We start from the raw sequence: 23836 nt of genomic DNA on the forward strand, positions 1-23836 counted from the left end.
ATAGCGCTTAGCGCTTAGCGCGTCACGTATGGCGTATGGCGCGCCATATTCGTTGCTGTCGTTCAAAGGAGAAGGTATGGGTGTCGTCGATGCGAATATGCGTTCTCCTGCGTTGTCCATTGCTTCGACGTCGAAGCGCGCCGGCTGAACCGGCCGGCAAAGCAATTCGCCGCGCGCCTGCCTTTCCCTTTTTCTATCAGGCGCGCGGTTTCACTTTATTAGAGGCGAATCAGTGGCGGTAGTGGTGGCGCTGAATTCGCGCTGGCGCGTCTTCATTGTTGCGTCTGAGGCATCGTCATCGCGCAGATGGTACGGGCGATGGTATCGGCCGGAGCGGCCAGATCGGTGGCCAGCCAGTATTGCAGCAGTCCGATGGATCCGGAGACGGCGAAGCGCATGCGCATCTCCGCCTCGGCCGGATCGTCGCTGTACGGCTGAAGCTGGGAAGCCACATCGCGCCGCGAGTAGATCAGCCCAAGCAGCTGCTGTTGGAAACCGAGGTCGGCTTTGGGGCTCATCAACACCTGCAGGTGGTTGCGGTTGTCGGCGATGTATTGGCAGATGCGCGCGATGATGTGTTCGATGCCCGCCTGGTCGCTCTGGTTGAGGAGTTGGTCGAGCGCGCCGCGCACCCATGCGATGGTGTCGTCCTCGATGTCGCGCAGCAGTTCCTCGAGGCTGTCGTAATGCGCGTAGAAAGTGGAGCGGTTCACGTCGGCGCGCTCGCAGAGCTGCTTGACGGAGATCTGCGCGAGCGTGCGGTCGGCGAGCAGCTCCATCAGCGCGTCCCGCATGGCTTGGCGAGTGTATCGCGTGCGGCGGCTTTCGGTGATCGTCTTCGCTGACATCGTGGCTCCATTCGTTCGATGGCACCCCCGTCGGAATGTGTCGTGAAACATCGCAAACCACTGTGTTTCACGGTACATTCCGACGGGGGTAGATCAGAAGGTCTCGTGAAACAGTGTGAATCGCTGTGTTTCACGGCACATTCCGACGGGGGTGTCGGGCGGGACGGACGTGCGGCTTCGCCGGCCGACAAACTGCGGAGCGACTGTTGGTTGCGAAACCGACACGGTGTTGTTTTACTGAATCGTAGCAGACACAATGGCGCGATGGGAAGGCGGTGCGCGATGGCCTACATCGAATTCGACCGGGTGGTCAAGGAATATCCCTCCGGCGGCACGGCCATCCGTGCGCTCGACGAGGCGAGCTTCACCGCGGACGAAGGCAAACTCACTGTGATCCTCGGGCAGTCAGGTGCGGGCAAAACCACCGCGTTGAATATTCTGGGCGGTATGGACACCGCCACCTCGGGCCGGGTGATCGTCGGCGGCCGCGACATCACCGAACTGAAGAAGCGCGACCTGATCGGCTACCGTCGCACCGACATCGGCTTCGTGTTCCAGTTCTACAATCTGGTGCCGAACCTCACCGCGCTCGAGAACGTGGAGCTCGCCTCGCAGATCTGCGACGACCATTTCGATCCCGCCCAGACGTTGGCCAAAGTGGGATTGGGCGACCGCTTGAACAACTTTCCCGCGCAGCTTTCGGGCGGAGAGCAGCAGCGTGTGTCCATCGCGCGTGCGATCGCGAAGAAGCCGAAGCTGCTGCTGTGCGACGAACCGACCGGCGCGTTGGACTACGAGACGGGCAAAGGCGTGCTGCAACTGCTGCAGGACATCTGCCGCGACGAGAACATGACCGTGATGATCATCACCCACAATTCGGCGCTGGCGCCGATGGCGCATAAGGTGATCCGTTTCCGCTCCGGCAAGGTGACGGGCCAGGAGGAGCATCCCACACCGACCCCCATCGCCGACATCGAATGGTAGGTGGTCGCGATGGCATTCCGGCGCTCGACGAGTGTGAAACATAGTGTGAAACACATAGGACGGGATGTGAAACATTCCGTGAAACATCGCGCTGGGCGTGATGGCGTTCCCGCTGACGGCGCTGGCATGCGCATGAATAAGGATGGTCGTGCCAGTAGCCGTGCCGGTGGTCGTGCGACCGGTGGCGAAGCATCTCGCGCGGGCGGTATACCCGGCAGAACGGTCCACACGGGCGGCATGCCGGGCGGGGCGTTCGTCAAAGGCACGGCGCGCGCGTGGCTGCGCGGATGGAAGCGGTTCCTCTCCATTGCGGTGATCTCGATGCTGGGCGTGGCCGTGCTCACCGGCATCTACGCCGGCTGCCGCGACATGTTCCACGCCGCCGACCGACTGTACGACGCGCAAGGTCTGCACGACATCCAAGTGCTGTCCACCTACGGACTGACCGACGACGATGTGGCCGCCCTCAAACGGGTCGAGGGCGTCGAGACGGTGCAGGCCGAACGTACGCAGAGCGTGACCACCAAAGTGGCCGGCACGGACAAGAACGTGACGATGACGGAAATCGGCGTCGAAGGCCTCGACCAACCGTATCTGCAGGAAGGTCGCATGCCCGAGAAAGCCGGCGAGGTGGCCGTCACGGAGAAGTTCCTCGTCGACTCCGGATACGAGATCGGCGACACCCTCACCGTCACCCCCGCCGATGATGAGGAGTCCACCGCCGGCACGTCTGGCTCCGACCTGACCGGTTCCGATGATTTCGGCGCTTCCGACGACGCCACCGATGCCGCGGATGGGGGCGATTCGACGGGAGCCTCCGACTCCGCCGGCGAACCCGTTTCCTCTGATGCCGACACTGAAGCTGGTACCGATGCCGACGCCGACAACGACGGCGACGAAGAAGAAGAGACGGCCCCGTCGTTCCCGACGAAACTCACCATCACCGGCATGGTGCTCGACCCCAAGGACCTGACCAATCCGACCGGCTACAGCACCGCCGCCTTCCGCAGTCCCAGCACCGCCGACTACTATTTCTTCACCTCAAGCGACGGCGTGAGCGGCAACGTCTACACCGCCATCAGCCTGACCGTCGAAGGCGCGGCGGACGAGGACTCCTTCTCCGACGCCTACGAGGAGATCGTGCGGCAGGTCGTCGACCGCATCGAAAACACCGTGCAGGACCAGCGGCAGAAGGACCGCCGCCAACGTATCGTCGACGAGGCGCAATCCCAAATCGACGAGGCGGAACAGGACGCGTTCGCCCAACTGGACGATGCGCAATCCCAGATTGACGAGCAGCGCGCCCAACTCGAAGAGAGCAAATCCACCCTCGCCGAAAGCCGAGAGCAACTCGAATCCCAGCAATCGCAGATCACGTCCAGCGAAAGCCAGATCGCGCAGGCGCGCTCGCAGATCGCATCCGGCCGCCAGCAAATCTCGCAGGGCCGCCAGCAGATCGCGCAGGCGCGTACGGAACTCGAATCGGGCCAACAGCAGCTCGCCTCCGCCCGCGCGCAGCTGGACGCGGCCCAGCAGACCCTGACCAGCAATCTCACCCAAGTCAACCAAGGCATCGCGCAAATCGACCAGATGCTGCCGCTGGCGGAACAGGCGCTCGCCGTATTGGACCAGCTGCCCGAAGTCGGCATCGACCAAGCCGCGTGGGAGCGGATCGCAAGCATCCTCAACGCGCTCGGCATCCCCGTCGATCCCACCACTCCGCCGACCGCCGGAATAGCCGATCTCAAACAACAGCTCGCGCAAAGCGTCGAGCAGATGCAGACGCAGCGCGCCCAGCTTGTGGAAAGCCTCGACCAGCTCAACGCGGGCCAGGCTCAACTCGACGAGCAGAACGCCCAACTGACCGCCAAGGAAAACGAGGCTGCGGCGGGCTCCGCCGAACTCAACCAACAGTCGGCCAATCTGGAGGCGCAGGCCGCGCAACTCGAGGCGCAGGCCACCCAGCTCGAATCGCAGGCCGCGCAGCTCGCCTCCGGCAAACAGCAGTTGGAGGAGGGACTCAAACAGCTGGAGGACGGCGAGGAGCAACTCGCGGACGGCGAAACCCAACTCGCCGACGCGCAAAGCGAACTCGACGACCAGCGCCAACAGGTCGAGGACGAGTTCGCCAAACAGCAGCAGACCATCGACGACATCGCCTCCGCCCGCTGGTACGTGCAGACCCGCTCGTCGATCGGTGGATTCAGCGCGCTCGAATCCGACATCAGCTCCATCCAATCCATCGGATACGCCTTCCCCATCGTGTTCCTGCTCGTCGCCGTGCTCATGAGTCTGACCACCATGACCCGCATGGTGGAGGAGGAACGCTCGCTGGCCGGCACCTTCACCGCGCTCGGCTACGGCAGCCGCGTCATCGCCCTGCGCTACCTGCTGTTCGCCACGCTCGCCTGCCTGGTCGGCGGCGCGTTGGGACTGCTGCTCGGCTTCCTCGGCATCCCCTCCTTCCTGCTGCTCGTGCTGGAGGATATGTACGTCATCCCCGGCATCGCGCTCGAATACGACTGGCTGTACGGCTCGGCCGGCATCGCGCTGTTCCTCGTGGGCGTGCTGGTGGCCACCGCCGTGGCTTGCGCGGGCGAACTCAAGCACACCCCGGCCGAACTCATGCGGCCCAAAGCACCCAAGGCCGGCGCGCGCGTGCTGCTCGAGCGCATCACTCCGCTGTGGAGACGTCTCAGCTTCCTCAACAAAGTCACCGTGCGCAACCTGTTCCGCTTCAAAAGCCGCCTGATCATGACCGTCGGCGGCGTGGCCGGCTGCACCGCGCTTATCGTGTGCGGACTGGCGATCAACGACACCGTGGACACCCTCGGCCCCAAGCAGTACGAGGACATCTATCAGTACGACCTGATGGTGGTGGCCAGCGACGACTCCGCCGACGAGCTGCTGGCGCGTGTGGCCGCCGATTCGCAGGTGGGCGAGACGCTGGACCTGCGCGTGGAAAGCGGCGAGCTGCAATCCGACTCAGGCAGCGAAAGCATCCAGCTGATGGTCGTGCCTGACGGCGACGAGGACGTGCTCGGCGAGATGATCACCCTTCGCGACGCGGCGGACACCCGCGAGACGCTCGCCTTGGACGACAGCGGTGTGATCGTCTCGCAGTCGGCCGCCAACGCCTTCGACATCCAGGCCGGCGACCGGGTGTCCCTGGTGGATGGCGACATGCGCCACGGCACGGCCACGGTCGCCGCCGTCTCGCGCAACCTCATCGGCTCCGACGTGTACATCAGCGAGGACGCGTACCGACAGGTCTTCGACGTTCAGGCGCCGCTCACCCTCAACGCCATGCTCGCCACGCTCGACGGCACGGCCGACGAGAAGATCGCCTACGCCGACGAGCTGAAAACCGACGCGGCCGTGCTCTCCGCTGTCAGCTGCGACGACATGGAGCGCAGCTTCACCTTCGATCTCATGGGCGCGGTGGTGGCGCTGATCGTCGCGCTCGCCGGCAGCCTCGCGCTGGTGGTGCTGTTCACGCTGGCGAACACGAACGTCTCCGAACGCGTGCGCGAGATGGCCACGCTGAAAGTGCTCGGCTTCTACGACCGCGAGGTGCACACCTATGTGAACAAGGAGATGATGATTCTGACCCTTGGCGGCATCGCCGTGGGATTGCCGCTCGGCCGGGTGATCGGCGGCATGCTCACCGCCGTGCTCAACATGCCGAGCATCTACTTCGAAGTGTCGGTGCACTGGTGGAGCTACGCGATCGCGGCCGTCGCGACGTTGGTGTTCGCCTTGGCCGTGCAGCTGCTCACCAATCCGGTGCTCGACCGCATCGATCCGGTCAGCTCGCTGAAATCCGTGGAGTAGCGGACTTTCCCGTCATGCTGAGCGGAGCGTGGCGGAGTCGGAGCGCCTCCACGTCGGCGAGCCGGGAACCACTTTGCCGGCCAGGCCGCCGAGCAGCGGCATCAGGAACACGGTGACCGCGCCCGCCATCACCAGTGTGGAGGCGGTGGTCTGCTGCATGGTGCCGGCTTTGACGGCCACCGACGTGACCGCGACGGTCACCGGCAGCGCGGTGGTGCAGTACAGGGCCACGGTCAGGCGGTCCTGCGGTTCCAGCGGATTGGCGCGGCGGTCCAACGTCAGCGCCGTGAACACCGGAACCGCCCGCACCAGCACCAGCATCACGATGAACATGATGAGCAGCGCCGGGTTGGCGGCCACCGCACGCACGTCGATCGACGCGCCCGAAGCCACGAAGAACACGGGAATCAGGAACCCGTACGCCACGCCCTCGAGTTTCGTCTCCAGAATCCTGTTGCCGTCGGGGATGACGAACCGCAGGATGAAGCCGGCCGCGAACGCGCCCATCACCACATCCAAATCGAACAGACGCGAGATGGTGATCAATCCGACCAGCAGCAGCACGGTCAGACGCATCAGCGTCTGCGACGAGGTGTTGGCGTTCTCGGTCAGGAATCGGTACAGCCAATGGCCCGCGCGGCGCGCCGCCTTGGGAACCAGCGCCGCCAGCGCGCAGATCAGGGTGAACAATCCCAGGATCAGCATCGTCTGCCATTGGGAGCGGGCCGACAGCAGCACGGCCATCGCCAGCACCGGCCCCAGTTCGCCCCATGTTCCGTAGGCGATCACGGCCTCGCCGACGGGCGTGCCGGTGAGGGAGCGTTCCTTGAGAATCGGCATCAGCGTGCCGAGCGCGGTGGTGGTGAGCGTGATGACCGCGGCGACGCCGTTCATGTCGTGCGCGGCGAAGAACGGCACCAGGAACACGGCCAGCCATGCGATGGCCAGCGTCGCCACCCAGGTGAGCAGTCCCACCTTGCCCTGATGGCCGCCGAGTTTCTTCGGGTCGATCTCGTAGCCGGCCAGCAGAAAGAGGAACGCCAGTCCGAGTTCGCTGAGCAGATCCACCGCGTCGGTGAGCCAGATTTTGTTCAGCAGATGGGGTCCGAGCGCCATGCCGAAAACCAGCAGCAGCACGGTTTGGGGGATCGGCTTGCCGGGGATGCGTTCGGCGAGGATCGGGCATACCACCGCCACCGCCATGATGATGGTCAACGAAATCAGGTCATGGGTCATGCGCACCACATTAGCGAACGGGTTCGTCTCGGACGTGCGGTGGTGCCTATCGTACGGTGGCCACATGGTGCGGTAGTGCCCATGGTGCGGTGGTCACATGGTGCGGTGGGTTGGTTTTCCAACGTTTCCAGGGTACCGCACCATGGAAAGTACGGCACCATGGGCACCACCGCACGATGGACCGCACTATGGGCGGCGTGTTGATTTGTAACATAAGCGCGGTAGGTTGGCTCTTTATGACCGCATCGAAGAACACCACCGGCCAGCTCGCGTCCGTCGAGAGCCTGGATGAGAACAATGAGATGAACCGTGGGCTGACGAACCGCCATGTGCAGTTCATCGCCATCGGCGGAACCATCGGCACCGGCCTGTTCTTGGGTTCCGGCAAATCCATCAGCCTCACCGGCCCGAGCATCGTCTTCGTGTATATCGCGGTGGGCGTCATCATGTTCTTCCTGATGCGCGCCATCGGCGAGATGATGTACCGCGATCCGAGCCAGCACACGTTCATCAACTTCATCACACGCTACTTGGGCAACGGATGGGGGCATTTCGCCGGATGGTCGTATTGGGTGGCGCTGGTGCTGCTCGGCATGACCGAGATCACCGCCGTCTCCACCTATTTCGTCACCTTCTTCGATACCTTCGGCATCGATCTGAGCTCATGGAAGTGGCTGATCGAGCTGGGATTCCTTGTGGTGCTCGTCTCGATCAACCTCATCGCCGTCAAGGTGTTCGGCGAGGTGGAGTTCTGGTTCTCGATGATCAAGATCACGCTGATCGTGGCGATGATCGCCACCGCCGTGGTGATGGTGGTGATCGGCTTCCAATACCCGGCCGTGCAGATCGAGGGCATGGACCACGCGAGCCCCGCCGGCCAGGCGAGCGTCGCCAATCTGATCGACGGCTTCTCCATCGCGCCGAACGGCTGGCTGGCGTTCCTGATGAGCTTCCAGATGGTGTTCTTCGCCTACGAGATGATCGAGTTCGTGGGCGTCACCGTCTCCGAAACGCAGAATCCGCGTAAGGTGCTGCCCAAGGCGATCAACGAGATCATCGTGCGTGTGCTCATTTTCTATGTGGGCGCGCTGGTGGCCATTATGTGCATCGTGCCGTGGACCTCGTTCCAGCCGAACGACGACGGCTCCTTCGCCTCGCCGTTCATCATGGTGTTCCAATACGCGGGACTCAACTGGGCGTCCGCGCTGGTGTTCTTCGTGGTGATCACCGCGGCCTCGTCCGCGTTGAACTCGCTGCTGTACTCCGCGGGCCGCCACCTTTACCAGCTGGCCGCCGAGTCCAATTCGCCGGCGCTGAACAAGTTGGGCGTCGTCTCGAAGCGCAAGGTGCCGGCCCGCGCGATCGTCGCGTCGGCCGTGCTGATCCTGCTCTCTCCGGTGGTCAACGCGTTCCCGCAGATCTCCAGCGCGTTCGTGCTGTTCTCGTCCGCCAGTTCGGCCGTGTTCCTGTTCATCTACATCCTGACGATGGTCGCGCACCGCCGCTACCGCCGCAGCGCCGACTTCATCGCCGACGGTTTCGTGATGCCGGCGTGGAAGTGGCTGAACACCATCGCCATCGTGTTCTTCGTGTTCGTGTACGCCACGCTGTTCCTCGCCGACGACACGCGCGGCTCCGCCATCGCCGGATTGGTGTGGCTGGTGGCGTTCGGAGGCTACTGCTGGCTGCGCGAGCGGTATCGCAGCCGTGACCTCAAGGCCGCTTTGCGGCATCGCGGCTAAGGCGTTGTGGCGCGCGGCGATCCGGTTCGAGAGCTTGTCGGCTTGAGCGCTGGAGAGGCGAGCGTCAACGGGTTGGCACTTGGAGGCTCGAGTTGGCACACGCCTGTCGGCGCCCCTCTGGAACCTCACCGTCATTCCGCCATTTTGCCGTTCCGTGACGTCGGTGTCCGTTCAAGCCGGTGCCAACTCGAGCGCCCAAGTGCCAACCCGTTGAAAGACCGCTGGCCGGTGGCATCGGATACGTCGTCTTTTACCCTGTGAACATATCGCATAGGCGAATAGTAAACACCGTAAGATATTATGGTGGATGTTTGCGAAAGGAGCGGTATGTCGTGGGAATTGGATGCGGTCACCGAGCTGATGGGCAAGATCAAGAGGCTTCGGTCCTCCGCGACCGACCGCCTCGGTCGTGCGGTCAAAGGTGAGCCGGCCGTCCTGCATGAGTTGCTGGTCAACGGCACCATGACGCCGTCCCAGCTGGCCGTCGCCTCGCACAACAGCTCCGGCCGCATTTCGACCCTGCTGTCGACTCTGGAGAAGAAGGGGTATATCACACGCGAGATCGACCCCAAGGATCGGCGCAATATCCTGGTCAATCTCACCGACGCAGGGCGGGGGAAAGGTGAGGAGTATGTCGAGGAGATGCGTGCGATGATGTGCTGGGTGTTCCAGCAGATGGGGGAACGCCGCACTCGGGAGTTCGTCGACCTGATCGTGGAATTCATGACCTATTCCTCGTTGTGCGTGCCGGGGGAACCGCGTCCGACACGCGCGCAGATCGATGCGGCGTTCGCGGCGGATGCGGGACGGAAGGACTGAGCCGCGGTCGTTTCGGCGGCCGGTGTTTCCTTGGGGTGAAACTTGCGTTCAGGTCGTTCCAAGGTTTACGGTATCAAATATCTTACACTGTAAGAAATAAATATTGAGAGGAAATCATGCTTCGTATCTGCAAATATCTGTCGAAGACGGAGATCGGCGAGATGCTCGTCGCCCTCGTCTTCATCGTCGCGCAGATCTGGCTTGACCTGGAACTGCCCGACTATATGTCGGAAATCACCACGCTGGTCGAAACCCAGGGCAGTGAGATGAGCGACATCTGGATCGCAGGCGGCAAGATGCTTGCGATCTCCCTCGGTTCCGTGGCCTGCGCGATCATCACCGGATTCTTCGCCGCGCGTGTGTCGGCCTCCTTCAGCCAGCGGCTGCGCAGCCTGGAGTTCGCCAAGGTCGAATCGTTCTCGACTGCCGAGCTCAACCGTTTCTCCACCGCCAGTCTGATCACGCGATCCACCAACGACGTCACGCAGATCCAGATGTTCATCACCATGGGCCTGACCATGATCGTCAAAGCGCCGATCATGGCCGTGTGGGCCGTGTGCAAAATCGCCGGCAAAGGCTTCGAATGGACGCTGGCGACGGGCATCGCCGTGGGCGTCCTGCTGGTGGGCGTCGCCGCGCTGATGGCGCTGGTCATGCCGAAGTTCCGCGCCATGCAGGAGCTTACCGACAACATCAACCTCGTGGCTCGCGAGAACCTCACCGGCCTGCGCGTGGTGCGCGCCTACAACGCCGAGGACTATCAGGAGACGAAGTTCGCCAAGGCCAACAAGGACCTCACCGACACCCAGCTGTTCACCAACCGCGCGATGGCCATCATGATGCCGCTGATGAACACCGTGATGAACGGTCTGATGCTGGCCGTCTACTGGATCGGCGCCTACCTGATCGAGGCGGCCGAAGCCACCGACAAACTCACCCTGTTCTCTAATATGGTGGTGTTCTCCAGCTATTCCGTGCAGGTCATCATGAGCTTCCTGATGCTGAGCATGGTGTTCGTGCTGTGGCCCCGCGCCGACGTGTCCGCCAGGCGTGTGCTCGAAGTGCTCGACACCCAGCCCTCCATCGCCGATGGCCCCCGCACGGCGGGCGAGCCGGGCGTGGCCGGTGAGATCGAATTCCGCGACGTGACTTTCGCCTACCCCGACTCCCAGTCGCCGATGCTCGAACATGTGAGCTTCACCGTCAAGCCCGGGCAGACCATCGCCTTCATCGGCTCCACCGGCTCCGGTAAATCCACGCTGATCAACCTCGTGCCGCGCTTCTACGATGCCACGGAGGGTGAGGTGCTTGTCGACGGCGTGAACGTGCGCGACTACGAACTCAAGGCCCTCCGCGACAAAATCGGCTACGTGCCGCAGACCTCCGTTCTGTTCAAAGGCACGGTCGAATCCAATGTGAGCTACGGCGACGGACGGAGGGGAGATGCCTCGACTGCGCTCGGCATGACGAAGGAAGGGGCGCCCGGCCTGGCGAAAGAGGGGGCAGCCGGTGCGGCGGCGGAAGGCGCGCCGACGGGCGAGGCCCTCACCGCCTCCGTACGCGAGGCGTGCGGCGTGGCCCAGGCCACGGAATTCGTCGAGAAGATGGACGGCACCTACCAGGCCCCCATCGCCCAAAGCGGATCCAATGTGTCCGGCGGGCAGAAACAGCGCCTATCCATCGCCCGCGCGGTATGGCGCAACCCGGAGATCCTCATCTTCGACGATTCCTTCTCCGCGCTGGACTTCCGCACCGACCGCGCCGTACGCGACGCGCTCAAAACCCACGCGCAGGGCTCGACCAAGATGATCGTCGCCCAACGCATCGGCACCATCATGGACGCCGACCAGATCGTCGTGCTCGAACAGGGGCGCATGGTCGGCCACGGCACCCACAAGCAGCTGCTCGACGAATGCGACGTGTACCGGCAGATCGCCGAATCCCAGCTCACCCCGGAAGAACTCGCCTCGTAAGGACGGCAACGAATATGACTGAATCAACCACACGCAGGCGTCCGATGGGTGGGCGCGGCCACGGTCCCGGCATGGGCGGCGTCGTTGAGAAGCCGGCCGACTTCGGCGGATCGATGAGCAAGCTCATCGATTTCGCGCGCAAATACATTCCGGCCGTCATCGTCGCGCTGGTCCTCGGCATGGCCGGCACCATCTGCCAGATCATCGGGCCGGACAAACTCAAGGACGTCACCAACGAAATCGCCAAAGGCCTGCCCGCCATGGTCGACGGCAAGCCCGTGCTCGGCGCGATCGACCTCGACGCGGTCACGCATATCGCGCTGATCCTCGTGGCGCTGTACGTCGGCTACGCGCTGCTGGGCTACCTGCAGAGCCTGCTCATGGCCACCGTCACCCAACGGGTGGCGCAGAACCTGCGCACGGCCATCAGCGCGAAGATCAACAAACTGCCGCTCAAATACTTCGACAAGGTCAGCTACGGCGACGTGCTCTCCCGCATCACCAACGACGTGGACGCCATCGGCCAGACCCTCGGCCAAAGCCTGGGCAGCCTGATCACCTCGGTCACGCTGTTCGTCGGATCGCTCGTCATGATGTTCTACAACAGCTGGCAGCTCACCCTGTGCGCGATCGGCGCCGCCCTGGCCGGCGTCATCATCATGATGGTGATCATGAAGGCCTCGCAGAAGTACTTCACCCGCCAGCAGATCGCGTTGGGCGACGTCAACGGCCACGTCGAGGAGATGTACGCCGGCCATGTGGTCGTCAAGGCCTATTCCGGCGAGGCAAAGTCGATCGAGCAGTTCGAAAAGTACAACGCCGACCTGTACGACTCCGGCTGGAAGTCGCAGTTCCTTTCCGGCCTGATGATGCCGCTGATGAACTTCGTCTCCAACTTCGGCTATGTGGTGGTGTGCGTGGTGGGCGCGGCGCTCGCCATGAACGGCACCATCAGCTTCGGCGTGATCGTGGCGTTCATGATGTACATCCGTCTGTTCACCCAGCCGCTCAGCCAGTTCGCGCAGGCCTTCCAGAACCTGCAGCGCACGGCCGCCGCCTCCGAGCGCGTGTTCGGATTCCTCGACGAGCCCGAGATGGCCGACGAGTCCGACCTCAAGCCGCTGCTCGGCTACGGCCGCGACGAAAACGGCAAGCCGACGCGTGTGCGCGGCGACGTGGAGTTCAGTCACGTGAGCTTCGGCTACTCGCCTGATCACACCATCATCCACGATTTCTCCGCCGAGGTGAAGGCCGGGCAGAAGGTCGCCATCGTCGGACCCACCGGCGCGGGCAAAACCACCATGGTGAACCTGCTGATGCGCTTCTACGAGATCAACGGCGGTACCATCTCCATCGACGGTGTGGATACCAAATCCGTGCCGCGCTGGAACGTGCACGACCAGTTCTCGATGGTGCTTCAGGACACATGGGTGTTCCATGGAACCGTGCGCGAGAACATCGTCTACGCCAAGCCGGACGTCACCGACCAGCAAGTCGAGGACGCCTGCCGCGCCGTGGGCCTGCACCGCTTCATCTGCTCGCTGCCGCAGGGCTATGACACCGTGCTCGATGACAAAACCGCGCTTTCCGCGGGTCAGAAGCAGCTGCTCACCATCGCCCGGGCCATGGTGCAGGACGCGCCGATCCTCATCCTCGACGAGGCGACCAGCTCGGTCGATACGCGCACCGAGGAGCTGATCCAAAAGGCGATGGACCAGCTGACGGTGGGCCGCACGAGCTTCGTGATCGCGCACCGCCTGTCCACCATCCGCGACGCCGACATGATTCTTGTGATGCGCGACGGCGACATCGTCGAGCGCGGCACGCACGAGGAACTGCTTGAGGCGGACGGCTTCTACGCGGGGCTGTACAACTCGCAGTTCGCGCTGACGGACTGACGATGCCCGCGTGTTCCGTTCCTGTCATCCTGAGCGGAGCGCGGCGGAGTCGAAGGATCTCAGCTCGCCTGGCGGCAAAGGCCTGAGATCCTTCGACTCCGGCCTTCGGCCTTCGCTCAGGATGACGGAGGGAAAGGTCGTTGCGTCTCCTCAGGAGATCGGAAAGACACCGCAGTTCGCTTGGGATGGCGGAGGAGCGGCCTCGGCTCCCTCAGGACGATGATGGGGAAGATACGCGTGACCCCGGCGTGTGAAACACTCCGTGGGTGAGCGCTGCGGTGAAATGCTCGCAGCACATTCCCTGAGATTCGGCTTGTCTATCGCATCCGGCGATGGAGCAGACATGTCCCCCCATGATCATCTGCCTTTCCTCACTGTGGAACGCCAATGTCCTGCAAACGGCTTTTTGTTTGCTACTAGACATCCTATCTAGTTTGCGGCAGGAAATGCGGGAATCCGGCGAAATCGCGCGGTTTTCCTCCTGAATCGCGCATTGCGCCGCGTGTTACTGGACAGAATCGTCCGAAGTATCCGTATCGTGCGCGAACGGACCCCGCGCGCGTGGGTCGCATGCGAACAGTCGGCCCGGGAATCGTGGGCTGACCGCCGCGGTTCGGTCGGAGCGTACGATGGCGCAATCGAAGGCGAAGCGTGCTCGCAGTCGGTCGGCGCGTGAGACGAACAACGCCGTGGCCAGACCGTCGGCCAGCGCGACCAGCGGTTCGACGCGCGGCTTGGCAGGCGGTTTGCCGTGCGATTCGGCGGCCCATGCGGTGGACGGTTCGTCAAGCGTTTTGCCGGTTCGTGCGGCGGTCGGGCTGCCGGCTTGCATGGTGCGCGGTTTGGCGGCTTGCGTGGCGGTCGGTTCGGCGGACAGGCCCGCCGCCACCGCGACCCAGGCCGCGGCCACGTCGTCCGCCGGGCGGCCGTCGATGGCGTTGATCAGGTGGTGAAGCCGATGTCCGGCGGCCTGGCCCCATTGGCGGCGGCTCGGCGCGCTCGCGCAGAACGCTCCGCCCGACATCGCCGCCACGCCGACGGCGTTGTCGGAATCCCAAGGATCCTCAAGCGCGATGGTGACCGGCTCTTCTGGCGAGCGAACCAGCAGATCTCCTCCGGCATCGATCAGCAGCGCGCCGTGAGGGTCGTCGATCGCCGCCGATTCGCCGATCAACGCGGCGATAAGGTCCACGAGATACCCTTTGCCGCACGCCCCGAAATCCAGCGATACCGGACGTTTGGTGACGAGCGTGGCGCCATGCCGCTCCACATCGCCGCGCCAGGTCGGACGCCCACGAAGGCTGCCCAGATGCCCTGCGGCATCCGGCTCCATGACGAACCGCAGGTCGGCGCCATAGCCGAGCCGGGTCAGGTCCTCGCCCACGCAGGGGTCGATCGCCCCATCGGTCGCGTCGGCCAGCCGGTCGTACAGATCGAACAGCGGCACCGCCCACTCGGGAAAATCGAAGGTGCCGCCGTGCTCTGCCCCTCGCATCGCCGCGACCAGCGAATCGGGGCGGAACCGCGACAATAGGCGCTCGTATTCGGCGGCGAACGCGCGGATCTCGCCCCGCGTCGCGTCGTCGAGCGGAGCCGCCGAACGGATGATCATTCCCGTGCCCAGCGCGCGCGGAAGCGTCATGATGTGGGGCATGCGTTCGGCGAGTCGACTCATGGTGTCCATTGTAGGGAGAATGTTGAGTTAACATAGTGTCAACTTCGCAATGGGGGAGGTTGACCATGAACGATGCGACGATGCCATCGACCCACGCCACACGCGCGGTCAAAGATTTGCCCACCGCCAAGGTGTGGGCGTTCGCCGTCGGACAGTTCGGCTGGGCGCTGCTGTCCGGCATCATCTCGAACTGGCTTGTGTACTTCTACCAGCCTGACCAGGAGACCATCGACCAAGGGCAGACGGTGTTCGTGCCGCAAGGGCTGGTCGTGTTGGGGGTGGTGACCGTGGTGGGCGGCATCACCGCGTTCGCGCGCTTCTTCGACGCGTTCGTGGATCCGGCGGTGGCGAGCCTGTCCGACCGCTGCAAGTCCAAGGCGGGCCGTCGCATTCCCTTCCTGAAATTCGCCGCGCTGCCGCTGGCCGTGGTCACCGTGCTCGTGTTCTGGAGCCCGGTGAACGGCACAAGCTGGGTGAACGCCGCGTTCCTGTTCGTCACCGTGATCGGCTACTACATCGCGCTCACCTTCTACTGCACGCCCTACAACGCGCTGATCGCCGAACTTGGGCATGACTCCAAACAGCAGCTCAACATCTCCACCGCCATCTCCTTCACGTGGGTGTTCGGCACCGCCATCGCCTACGTGGCGCCCGTGATCTGGGGCGCGATGACGCCGGGACTCGACCGCGTCACCGCCATCCGCGTGACCTTCACCATCATGGCGGCGGTCGCGTTCGTGTGCATGCTGGTGCCCGTATTCGCCATCGACGAGAAGGAATACGTCAAATCCCAGCCGACCAGCGAATCCACGCTCGCCTCGCTCAAGGAGACCTTCCGCGACGGCGAGTTCCGCAAATTCGTCGGCTCCGACGTGGTCTACTGGGTGGCGATCACCACCTTCCAGACCGGTCTGCCGTTCTTCGTGACCAGCCTGCTGAAACTGCCCGAAACCACGTCGACCGTGTATTTCGTGCTGATGACCGCCGTGTCCGTGCTGTTCTATCTGCCGGTCAACATGTTCGCCAACCGTGTGGGCAAGAAGCGGCTGCTGCTGGGCGCGTTCGTGCTGTTCACCATCGCGTTCGCCTTCGCCGGCATGCTCGGCTCGGGACTCTTGGGCGCGATTCCGCCGATGGTCCAGGGGCTGATTCTGTCGGTGGTGGGTGCGATTCCGATGGCCGCGTTCGGCATCCTGCCGCAGGCGATCGTCGCGAACATCGCCGACGCCAGTTCGAAAACCACCGGTCAGGACCGTCAGGGCATGTTCTATGCGGCGCGCACCTTCGCGATGAAGATGGGGCAGAGCGTGGCCATGCTGCTGTTCACCGGCGTTTCGACCATCGGCATGGCCTCCGGAACCGGCTACCGCATCGCCGCGATCTGCGCCGCGGTGCTGTGCGGCATCGGCGGCGTGGTGTTCGCCTTCTACAACGAGAAGAAGGTGCTCGGCGTGCTGGAAGGCTAACGCATGCCGCACACCACCAGATACACCGCCACCACATGGCACACATATCCGGCGACGGTGCCTAAGTGGAACACCTCGTGGAACTCGAACCAGCCGAGAATCGGGTTGGGCTTGCGGATCGCGAAGCATACCGCGCCCGCGATATAGCAGGCCCCGCCCACGGCGATCAGCACGGTCGCGGCAGGTCCCACGGCTGGGCTCGACCACAGCGTCGGCATGATGGCGAGCGGCGCGAGGCCGAGCGCCACATAAATCACGGAATTGATCCAATCCGGCATGCGGATCCACAGCAGGTGCAGCACGGTGCCGATCAGCGCCGCCGACCAGATGAACGCCAGATACGGCCGGCGGATGTACGGTTGCAGCGCGCACACGATCGGGGTGTTGGTCCCCGCGATGATGAGGAAGATGTTGGAGAAGTCGATGCCGCACAGCAGCCGAGTGGCGCGCGGGCTCCACGATTTCAGATGCAGCAGCGCGGAATTGCCGAACAGCAGCACCGCAGACAGACCGTAGACGGCGCAGGCGGCTTTCATCATGCCTGCGGGCGCCAGACAAATCAGCACGATGGAGGCGGCCAGCGCGAGCGGTGTCATCAGGGCGTGCAGCCATCCGCGCATGCGGGGTTTGCGTTGCCCGTAGCCGTCGAGCCGTACGATGCCGGCGCGGGTGTCCGCGTCGAGCGACGCGCGTTTGGCTCGGCGGCAGTCGGCTTTCGAATCGACGTAGCGTTGGCGCACGATGGTGAGCTCGCGCTTGAGCTGGGCTCGGCGTCGGCGCTCGGTGAGCAGCGCGTCGTAGGCGGACCGGGCCTGGGCGATGACGGTGGGGTCGGTGCAGGAGGCGGCCGCGACTTGCGCTTCGCGAGCGGCCTGTCGGGCTGATTCTTTGCTGGTTTCGCGCTCGTAGCGGCGCTGGGCCTTGCGTGCGGCCCGTGAAGTCGGGTCGAAGGTGATGCGGATGGCGGAATCGACCGCATGCCGTACGCTCGCGCCGGTCGTGGAGGATGATGTGGCGGTTGCGACAAGCGGTTCTGATGAAGGCGCAGTGCTGTGCTGATGTGGTGATGATACGACCGGTCCGCTGTGGTTCATGGCACTTCCCGTCTCTTCGCGTACGGTAACCTACGCAACCGTAACTTACGGTATCGGGTGATTATGGGAGTTTCCTGTATGCGTCCAGTCGCACGGGACGGTGTAGGGTGCCGGGTGAGAAAGAGGAAGGTGCGGCCGCGTTCAAACCACAACGACGACCGCTCAGGGCAGCAGTCCCTTCACAGGTGAGCCTTCCTCCCCAACAAACACGCTACCCTCCGCGATGGCTCTAATCAAGGACTCTGCCTCAAACGCGCGGTTACATGCGTAAAACGTGTGTCGACACCCCCTATTTCGGCGTGTCGAACCGCCCGTCGGTCTGTCGTCCAATCTCAAATCATTACTTGTTTGCGCATGCGGCAAGACGGATGCGTGTTGGAACATCGATCCAAGAACTTGGGAAGTCAACCTGGGAACCTAGGAACTTTACCTAGGAACCTAGGAAGATTACTTAGGAACCTAGGAAGTCTACTTAGGAACCTAGGAACTTTACCTAGGAACCTAGGAAGTCGTGTTATGCTAAGTTCCTAGGTTGGCTTTTGTGATTTAAGGCAGGCTCTCATGTTCTCAAAAATTTCCAACGACATGGATTTGGCGAATGCGATTAATTTGATGCGTGAAGCCGGCACGGATTTGGCTGCTTACGAAATCAAAGAAGCCGGCGGCGGGTTTCCTTCCTCGGTTGTGGAATCGATGGTGGCGTTCGCCAACACTTCCGGTGGCGTCATAGTGCTGGGCATTTCCGAAAAGACGTTCCAAGCAGTTGATATCGATGTGAAACTGTTGCAGTCGAGGTTGGCCCAGACGGCTCGTGAACATATCGTCCCGGCTGTGCATGTTGATATTCTTGTGCTGCGGTATGCCGGCAAGCCGGTTGTTGTGGCCAATGTTCCTGAATTGCCTGCGGCGCAGAAGCCTTGCTATGTCAAAAAACACGGCAGGGTGCAAGGCTCGTACTTGAGAACGGGGGATGGCGACTACCATCTGACGATGTACGAGATCGATCGTTTTGTGGAAAACCAACATCGTGTGGCCCGCAATGACGTTGATGTGGTGTTTGACGCGACTGTCGATGATCTCGATAGGGGATTGCTGGATGGCTGGCTGAAGATTCAGCGAGGGGGGTCGTTTGGTGGCACCGCTTCGATGAGCGATGAGCAGCTGATGGTGAATCGCCGAATCGTGGCCTATGATTCCCAAGGTGCATTGCGGCCAACGATCGCGGGATTGCTGGCGATCGGCTCATTCCCCCAAAAGTTTTTTCCTCGCTTGAATATTGTGTTTTCGGCTTTTCCAACGCCGGCCAAGGGGGATGCCACTGCGGGCGGGCGTCGTTTTGTGGATTCGGAGAATATCGATGGCTCGATTCCCGTCATGCTGCTGACGGCGTTGCGGGCGGTGTCGCGAAATATTAGGCATGGGGCTGTGGTTCAAGGCGCTTTACGCGAGGATGTGCCGGAATACCCGCTTGCCGCCGTTCGTGAGGCGGTCGCGAATGCGCTTATGCACAGGGACTATTCGTTGGACGCGCAGGGATCGCCGGTGCGTGTGGAGCTGTATCCGGATCGACTTGAAATCATCAATCCGGGTGGTCTGTTCGGGCCCCTGACGGTCGAAGAGCTTGGTGAAAAAGGCGAGACGCAGTCTAGAAATCAGTTTCTTTCGAGAATTCTTGAGGACGTTCCCTATACCGATGTCGACGGCAAGGTTGGCCATGTGGTCGAGAATCGTGGCACCGGATACGCGATCATCAAAGGATCTCTCGCCGAGGCTCTGATGGACCCTCCTATTTCGGTAAGCACGTTGAGTGAATTTCGTATTCTGTTCCGACACCGCAAGATGACCGAGCAAGAGGGTGTTTCGTACTCGCGCAGCAATGTAGAACAAGCCATCTTGATGTATTTGGCGGAACGGCAAAGCGCCAGCTCGTCCGAGTTGGCGAATGCCGCGGGATTGTCCACGAAAACCATCCGCGATTACATCTCTCGCATGATGGCTGAAGGCGTGGTCGAAGGTATCGGCTCCAAGTACAGCCCCAAGCGCCGATATCGTCTTGTGCGCTAGCAAACACAAATCTGCCGCGGAGTCAAACTCCTATGGCGAGTGGCCTCCGTTCTCTCAGGAAATTGGGACGAAGGTGGGGCTAGCACGTCGACCGCCCTGTCAGATGCCGATAGAGTTCCGTGTCGAGCGGCTTGGCGAGACGCAGGTTGGTGACGGTGGCATTGACCGTTTTGGAGCCATCGGCGTCGGGTTTGTGCGTGAGGGTGAGGTCGCTGAACGAAGTGACATGTCCGACGTAGTAGTATCGAGCCTCTTTGGCCTCTTCTTTGCGCATAACGAACAACGGGATGAAGTGGGATCTTTGCCAGTCGGGCGTATTGCGGCCATCGCTCATCCATCGGAACTCCGGTGAACTGGGTGTGCGCCCGTTCTTGCTGTAATAGCGCATGTCCTGCGGTCCGAGGAACTCATCCTCGTATTGGCTTGCGGCGTACTTGACGAAGATGGGCATGGTGCCGGTATCGCGGTGGCAGAAATATCCGCCGACGTTTTGTCCGTTCATCTCCTTGCTCCAGCCGAGCAGACGGACCACGTCGGCGAGTGTGTACTTCTGCTCGTATAGGAAGCCGTGGTCGAGTTCCCGTTGCTGAGCTTTGGCGCGGGAGAATAGGTCGCGACAGTTGGATAGGCCGCATCGTAGCGCATCGGCAAAGAAGATGCGGAACGTTCGGTTGCTGGATAGCAGGTCGGCGAATGTCTCGCTCAGTTGCACGTGCTGGCCGTCGATCGTGGTTTCGATCAACGGTGTTGCGCCGAACCGTTTGTGGTTCGCGGCGATGAAATAAGAGAAGTCAAGCGTGTGAAGCGCCGAGTCGATCTGGCTTTGGTTCAGATACGCGTCGGGGAATTGCCTGGCGATGACGTCGGCCAATTCCGTTAAGGAAAGTGGCTCTGCCGGTTGCCAGCTGACGTTCCGGGAATCTGCGGCATCGCATATGCGTTCTTCCTGGAAACGACATAGGCGGTCCAATATGACCAACTCATGTGGGCGTAGTCCGGGGACCAGTAGCTCGGTCGCCATTTTTAAGATGCCGTTTGCTGTGCTGCCGATGGGCTCCAGCTGGTCCAAATATGAGGGTTCGTCGTTTTCGTTGCGCTTGCCGCGGCTCAGACTCTGCTCCCGGGAACGCACGAAATCGAGATAATTGCCGCTTTTCGAGGCAAGCGTGAACGGCAACGACGGGTCGTGCTCGTATACGTCGATGAGCATAGGGATGCGGCCTAATTGGAAGCGCAGCTGTCGGTATTGTTCGGTGAGCTTTTTCATATCCGACCAATCGGCCGTGTCCAGAGATTTGAGCACGCGTTCTTTGGCGATGGAATCAAAGCTGATTGAAGACAATCCGATGGTGCGGCGCTGCAGGTTTTTGCGAGCGGTGTCACGGTCGCCGGTATTGCCGTACAGGGCGACGGGGATGAGGTAGTTGTTGGCGTAGTTGCCGATGAAATCAATGACGATGACGCTGTCTTTGTGCGGAAACTTTCTTAGTCCGCGCCCCAGCTGTTGCGTGAATACAATGCTGGACTGCGTGTTGCGCAACATCACGATCTGGTTGACGGCGGGGATGTCGATGCCTTCGTTGAACAGGTCAACGGTGAATAGATAGTCGTATTCGCCTTCTTCCAGCCGTTTGACCATCGTTTCACGGTCCGTTTGCTTCGGATGCGTTGCGCTGGTGATCGCGGCGGTGCGATAGGCGCGCTCGGCCTGCTGGTTGTATTCCTGATTAAACAGGCGGGACAGCTCTACCGCCTCCTCCTGTCTGCTGCAGAACACCAATCCTGTGACCGGTTGGTGGTAAGGGCTGTATTGCTGGAGCTTGTCGATGATATAGCGGACGCGTTCGCTGGTCGCGAGCTGGCTGATCTCATAATTGAGCTGTTTGCTGTCGTCGGCCGACAGGCCGTTGGACACGTCGATTCTCCGACCGGGATGGTCGTCGCTGGAGCCAAGATATTCCGCGACGCCGTAGTAATGGAATGGGCACAGCATGTCCTCGTCGAGCGCTCGCTGCAGACGAATCTCATAAGCGATGTTATGGCCGAAAAGCTTGAAGATATTGATACCGTCGGTGCGTTCCGGGGTGGCGGTCATGCCGAGTATGAAGTCGGCGTCCTTAAAGTGGTCGATGACGCGTCGGTAGCTGTCGGCTCCAACATGGTGGGCCTCATCGACCAGAATGTAGTCGAATTCATCGGAATCGAATTGGCGCAGTACCTCTGGCTTGCAGAGCGTCTGGATGGTTGCGAACACGTATTTGCGGTCGGATTGTTTGCTGCCTCCTGTGAATAATCCCATTTCCTCGGGGTCACAGTGCAGCACTCTCTGATAGGACCTCATTGCGCTGGTGAGAATCTGTTGCTGATGCACGATGTAGAGCATGCGTTTGGGATTGACTGCTCGCACGTCGAACGCCGACAGGTATGTTTTTCCGGTGCCGGTGGCTGAAATGAGTATTGCTCGGTGTTCGCCCTGTTTGCGCAGCTTTGCGAGGCTGGCCAGCGCTTCCTGTTGCATGGCGTTGGGCGTGATTTCAATGTTTTCGAGAGACTCGAGGATTTCGCGTCTTGGTGGCGCGTATTTCTTGAAGTCCTCCTCGTATTGTTTGATCCACTCTTCGGTCAAGGGCACGGAATTCGCGACTTGGGAATCCAGCTCATTTTGGAATTGCTCGACCAATTCGCCTTCTTTGAGCGATGAGATCTTGAGATTCCACTCGCGTTGGATGCCGAGCGCCTGTTGTGTGAGGTTCGAACTGCCCACATATAGGTTGTAGTATGGCTTGCCGTCTTCCATTCGACGGGCAAATACGTAACCCTTGGGATGGAACGGTTGCCCCTGTCCCGCGTAGGTGTTGGGCTTATCCGAGGGCTCCGCCCACACGCGAACATCCACATTCGCGGTGTTTTTCAAACGTAGCAGATCCCAGAATGCCGAAGGCGCGTTGAAAAAGTTTTTGGTGGAAGTGATGAGGCGGCTTGGCGTGCTGTCTGAAGTTCGGGATTCCGCCCTGCTTTTAAAAGACTCAAAAAGCGTGCGAACCGCCTCGGCTGAAACGAACGCCACGGAGATGTCGAAGGATTCGCTGTTGGCCAGCTCTTCGCTGATCGCGTCGCACATGGTGTTGCCCGGTCGATTGGCGATGAGTTTTGGCGAGTACACGCCGGGAGCGTCCATTGTGGATTGGATAAGTCCCGAGACCACATCTTCCAGCACTGATGAGGAGCCGGCATCCAGGTTCGTGTCGAAGCGAGCGGTAGCGGAGAATTGGCCGTTCATATGTGAGGTCCCTGCTTGATTACTGACGTGTCCGAGTCGCTGTGGCGATAAGGCGTACGGCTTCCCGATCCGCCGGCGCCCAGTCCAGATCGGGCAGTTTTGCCGGCATGAGCCAACATATCCTTTGGTGTTCAGTTAGATGTGGAGTGCCCTCAATAAGGTGGCATAGAAACGTCGTTAATTGCACTGTGCCGAAGTCATAAACATATGTGGATGTGCACAGTTCCTCGGCTATTTCGATTTCGCAAAGCAGCTCCTCTTCGATTTCACGGTGCAATGCCTCGCGAGCGGTTTCATGCGGCTCTATCTTGCCTCCCGGGAATTCCCAGTAGTCCGCCAAAGACTTCCCCTTGCCGCGTTGTGCGCATAACACCATGTCGTCTTTCATAATGGCGGCTCCGACGACTCGAATCACCTTGCGGCCGCTGACTTCGCTTTCTGTCATATGCTCACACGTCCCGTTCCGCTTAATGAGTTTTGGATGGATCCAGGATACATCTGACGCCATGCGACGCCGCGGATCGACAAGGACGAAGCGTTCCTTTTCTGAAGCGTCTGGTGTGCGGATTCATCCGTCGAATGCGTGTTTGAATGAGGCCGTGGAGAGTTTGGTGTGTTGGGGCATCGAGCCTTGCTCGCATAAAACGATTGATTCTCGAGTTTGGTGTACGAAATCGGCCTTGTTCGGCAAAACCGACACACCAAACTCGTTGTTGCCGCATAAATCCCTAAAGGGTAAAGACTCCGGACATGCAGTTTGGCCTATAACCCCTGTTTTGAGCATGAAAAAAGGGATTTTCGAAAAACCGAAAATCCCTGATGGCGGAGGATACGAGATTCGAACTCGTGAGGCTGTTACACCAACACGCTTTCCAAGCGTGCGCCATAGACCACTAGGCGAATCCTCCAGTGCGTTCATCCCC

Annotated in this window: 14 protein-coding genes and 1 tRNA gene; 8 read left to right on the forward strand and 7 right to left on the reverse strand. The window is 61.4% G+C overall.

The window, feature by feature from the left end:
- Nucleotides 1–272 precede the first annotated feature (272 nt).
- Complete coding sequence (locus tag BL8807_RS04730; RefSeq protein WP_072726899.1) at nt 273–848, reverse strand: TetR/AcrR family transcriptional regulator; 576 nt, start codon at nt 846–848, stop codon at nt 273–275.
- Between the two features lie 282 nt (nt 849–1130).
- Here BL8807_RS04730 and BL8807_RS04735 point away from each other — a divergent pair, with 282 nt between their 5' ends.
- Nucleotides 1131–1832, forward strand: a complete 702-nt coding sequence (locus BL8807_RS04735) for an ABC transporter ATP-binding protein (RefSeq protein ID WP_072726900.1) — start codon at nt 1131–1133, stop codon at nt 1830–1832.
- A 237-nt stretch (nt 1833–2069) separates the two neighbouring features.
- Nucleotides 2070–5666, forward strand: coding sequence for an ABC transporter permease (locus BL8807_RS04740; RefSeq protein ID WP_072726901.1), 3597 nt, complete (start codon nt 2070–2072; stop codon nt 5664–5666).
- 12 nt (nt 5667–5678) lie between these two features.
- Here the strand turns inward: BL8807_RS04740 and BL8807_RS04745 are convergent, their stop codons facing one another.
- On the reverse strand, nt 5679–6902 hold the full coding sequence (locus tag BL8807_RS04745; RefSeq protein ID WP_083570320.1) for a cation:proton antiporter: 1224 nt from the start codon (nt 6900–6902) through the stop codon (nt 5679–5681).
- Nucleotides 6903–7138: 236 nt separating this feature from the next.
- Here BL8807_RS04745 and BL8807_RS04750 point away from each other — a divergent pair, with 236 nt between their 5' ends.
- From BL8807_RS04750 to BL8807_RS04765, 4 genes are all read left to right on the forward strand, one after another.
- A complete protein-coding gene (locus BL8807_RS04750) occupies nt 7139–8644 on the forward strand; it encodes an amino acid permease (protein WP_083570322.1) in 1506 nt (501 codons plus the stop codon).
- A 327-nt stretch (nt 8645–8971) separates the two neighbouring features.
- Entirely contained in the window at nt 8972–9463 is a 492-nt protein-coding gene (locus BL8807_RS04755; protein ID WP_072726902.1) for a MarR family winged helix-turn-helix transcriptional regulator, read from the forward strand.
- Between the two features lie 116 nt (nt 9464–9579).
- Complete coding sequence (locus tag BL8807_RS04760; RefSeq protein ID WP_072726903.1) at nt 9580–11436, forward strand: ABC transporter ATP-binding protein; 1857 nt, start codon at nt 9580–9582, stop codon at nt 11434–11436.
- Between the two features lie 71 nt (nt 11437–11507).
- Nucleotides 11508–13334, forward strand: a complete 1827-nt coding sequence (locus tag BL8807_RS04765) for an ABC transporter ATP-binding protein (protein WP_072726932.1) — start codon at nt 11508–11510, stop codon at nt 13332–13334.
- Nucleotides 13335–13839: 505 nt separating this feature from the next.
- Here the strand turns inward: BL8807_RS04765 and BL8807_RS04770 are convergent.
- Nucleotides 13840–15009, reverse strand: coding sequence for an FAD:protein FMN transferase (locus BL8807_RS04770; RefSeq protein WP_072726904.1), 1170 nt, complete (start codon nt 15007–15009; stop codon nt 13840–13842).
- 80 nt (nt 15010–15089) lie between these two features.
- Between BL8807_RS04770 and BL8807_RS04775 the strand changes: the two genes are divergently transcribed.
- Nucleotides 15090–16475 carry an MFS transporter gene (locus tag BL8807_RS04775; RefSeq protein WP_072726933.1) on the forward strand — a complete coding sequence of 462 codons (1386 nt, stop codon included), beginning with the start codon at nt 15090–15092 and terminating at the stop codon, nt 16473–16475.
- Here the strand turns inward: BL8807_RS04775 and trhA are convergent.
- A complete protein-coding gene (gene trhA, locus BL8807_RS04780; protein WP_370737563.1) occupies nt 16472–17296 on the reverse strand; it encodes a PAQR family membrane homeostasis protein TrhA in 825 nt (274 codons plus the stop codon). The two genes, BL8807_RS04775 and trhA, sit on opposite strands and share 4 nt — an antisense overlap.
- Before the next feature lie 834 nt (nt 17297–18130).
- Here trhA and BL8807_RS04785 point away from each other — a divergent pair.
- Nucleotides 18131–19633: an ATP-binding protein gene (locus BL8807_RS04785; protein WP_072726905.1), complete on the forward strand. Its 1503-nt coding sequence runs from the start codon at nt 18131–18133 to the stop codon at nt 19631–19633.
- Between the two features lie 79 nt (nt 19634–19712).
- On the opposite strand, the gene BL8807_RS04790 is transcribed toward BL8807_RS04785, so the two are convergent.
- The 3 genes from BL8807_RS04790 to BL8807_RS04800 form a co-directional block, all read right to left on the reverse strand.
- Nucleotides 19713–22913: a DUF3427 domain-containing protein gene (locus BL8807_RS04790; protein WP_072726906.1), complete on the reverse strand. Its 3201-nt coding sequence runs from the start codon at nt 22911–22913 to the stop codon at nt 19713–19715.
- A gap of 19 nt (nt 22914–22932) precedes the next feature.
- Nucleotides 22933–23358 carry a (deoxy)nucleoside triphosphate pyrophosphohydrolase gene (locus tag BL8807_RS04795; RefSeq protein WP_072726935.1) on the reverse strand — a complete coding sequence of 142 codons (426 nt, stop codon included), beginning with the start codon at nt 23356–23358 and terminating at the stop codon, nt 22933–22935.
- A gap of 375 nt (nt 23359–23733) precedes the next feature.
- A tRNA-Ser gene (locus BL8807_RS04800) sits at nt 23734–23821 on the reverse strand.
- Nucleotides 23822–23836: the final 15 nt, after the last annotated feature.

The sequence above is a fragment of the Bifidobacterium lemurum genome, from assembly GCF_014898175.1.
GTDB classification, from domain to species: Bacteria; Actinomycetota; Actinomycetes; order Actinomycetales; family Bifidobacteriaceae; genus Bifidobacterium; species Bifidobacterium lemurum.

What these genes read in the sequence shown, in the direction of transcription:
- BL8807_RS04765 (WP_072726932.1), top strand. Translation starts at nt 11,508, where the DNA reads ATGGGCGGCGTCGTTGAGAAGCCGGCCGACTTCGGCGGATCGATGAGC.
- BL8807_RS04735 (WP_072726900.1), top strand. Translation starts at nt 1,131, where the DNA reads ATGGCCTACATCGAATTCGACCGGGTGGTCAAGGAATATCCCTCCGGC.
- BL8807_RS04745 (WP_083570320.1), bottom strand. Translation starts at nt 6,902, where the DNA reads ATGACCCATGACCTGATTTCGTTGACCATCATCATGGCGGTGGCGGTG.
- BL8807_RS04790 (WP_072726906.1), bottom strand. Translation starts at nt 22,913, where the DNA reads ATGAACGGCCAATTCTCCGCTACCGCTCGCTTCGACACGAACCTGGAT.
- BL8807_RS04785 (WP_072726905.1), top strand. Translation starts at nt 18,131, where the DNA reads ATGTTCTCAAAAATTTCCAACGACATGGATTTGGCGAATGCGATTAAT.
- BL8807_RS04740 (WP_072726901.1), top strand. Translation starts at nt 2,070, where the DNA reads ATGCCGGGCGGGGCGTTCGTCAAAGGCACGGCGCGCGCGTGGCTGCGC.
- BL8807_RS04775 (WP_072726933.1), top strand. Translation starts at nt 15,090, where the DNA reads ATGCCATCGACCCACGCCACACGCGCGGTCAAAGATTTGCCCACCGCC.
- BL8807_RS04750 (WP_083570322.1), top strand. Translation starts at nt 7,139, where the DNA reads ATGACCGCATCGAAGAACACCACCGGCCAGCTCGCGTCCGTCGAGAGC.
- BL8807_RS04795 (WP_072726935.1), bottom strand. Translation starts at nt 23,358, where the DNA reads ATGACAGAAAGCGAAGTCAGCGGCCGCAAGGTGATTCGAGTCGTCGGA.
- BL8807_RS04760 (WP_072726903.1), top strand. Translation starts at nt 9,580, where the DNA reads ATGCTTCGTATCTGCAAATATCTGTCGAAGACGGAGATCGGCGAGATG.
- BL8807_RS04755 (WP_072726902.1), top strand. Translation starts at nt 8,972, where the DNA reads ATGTCGTGGGAATTGGATGCGGTCACCGAGCTGATGGGCAAGATCAAG.
- BL8807_RS04730 (WP_072726899.1), bottom strand. Translation starts at nt 848, where the DNA reads ATGTCAGCGAAGACGATCACCGAAAGCCGCCGCACGCGATACACTCGC.
- BL8807_RS04770 (WP_072726904.1), bottom strand. Translation starts at nt 15,009, where the DNA reads ATGAGTCGACTCGCCGAACGCATGCCCCACATCATGACGCTTCCGCGC.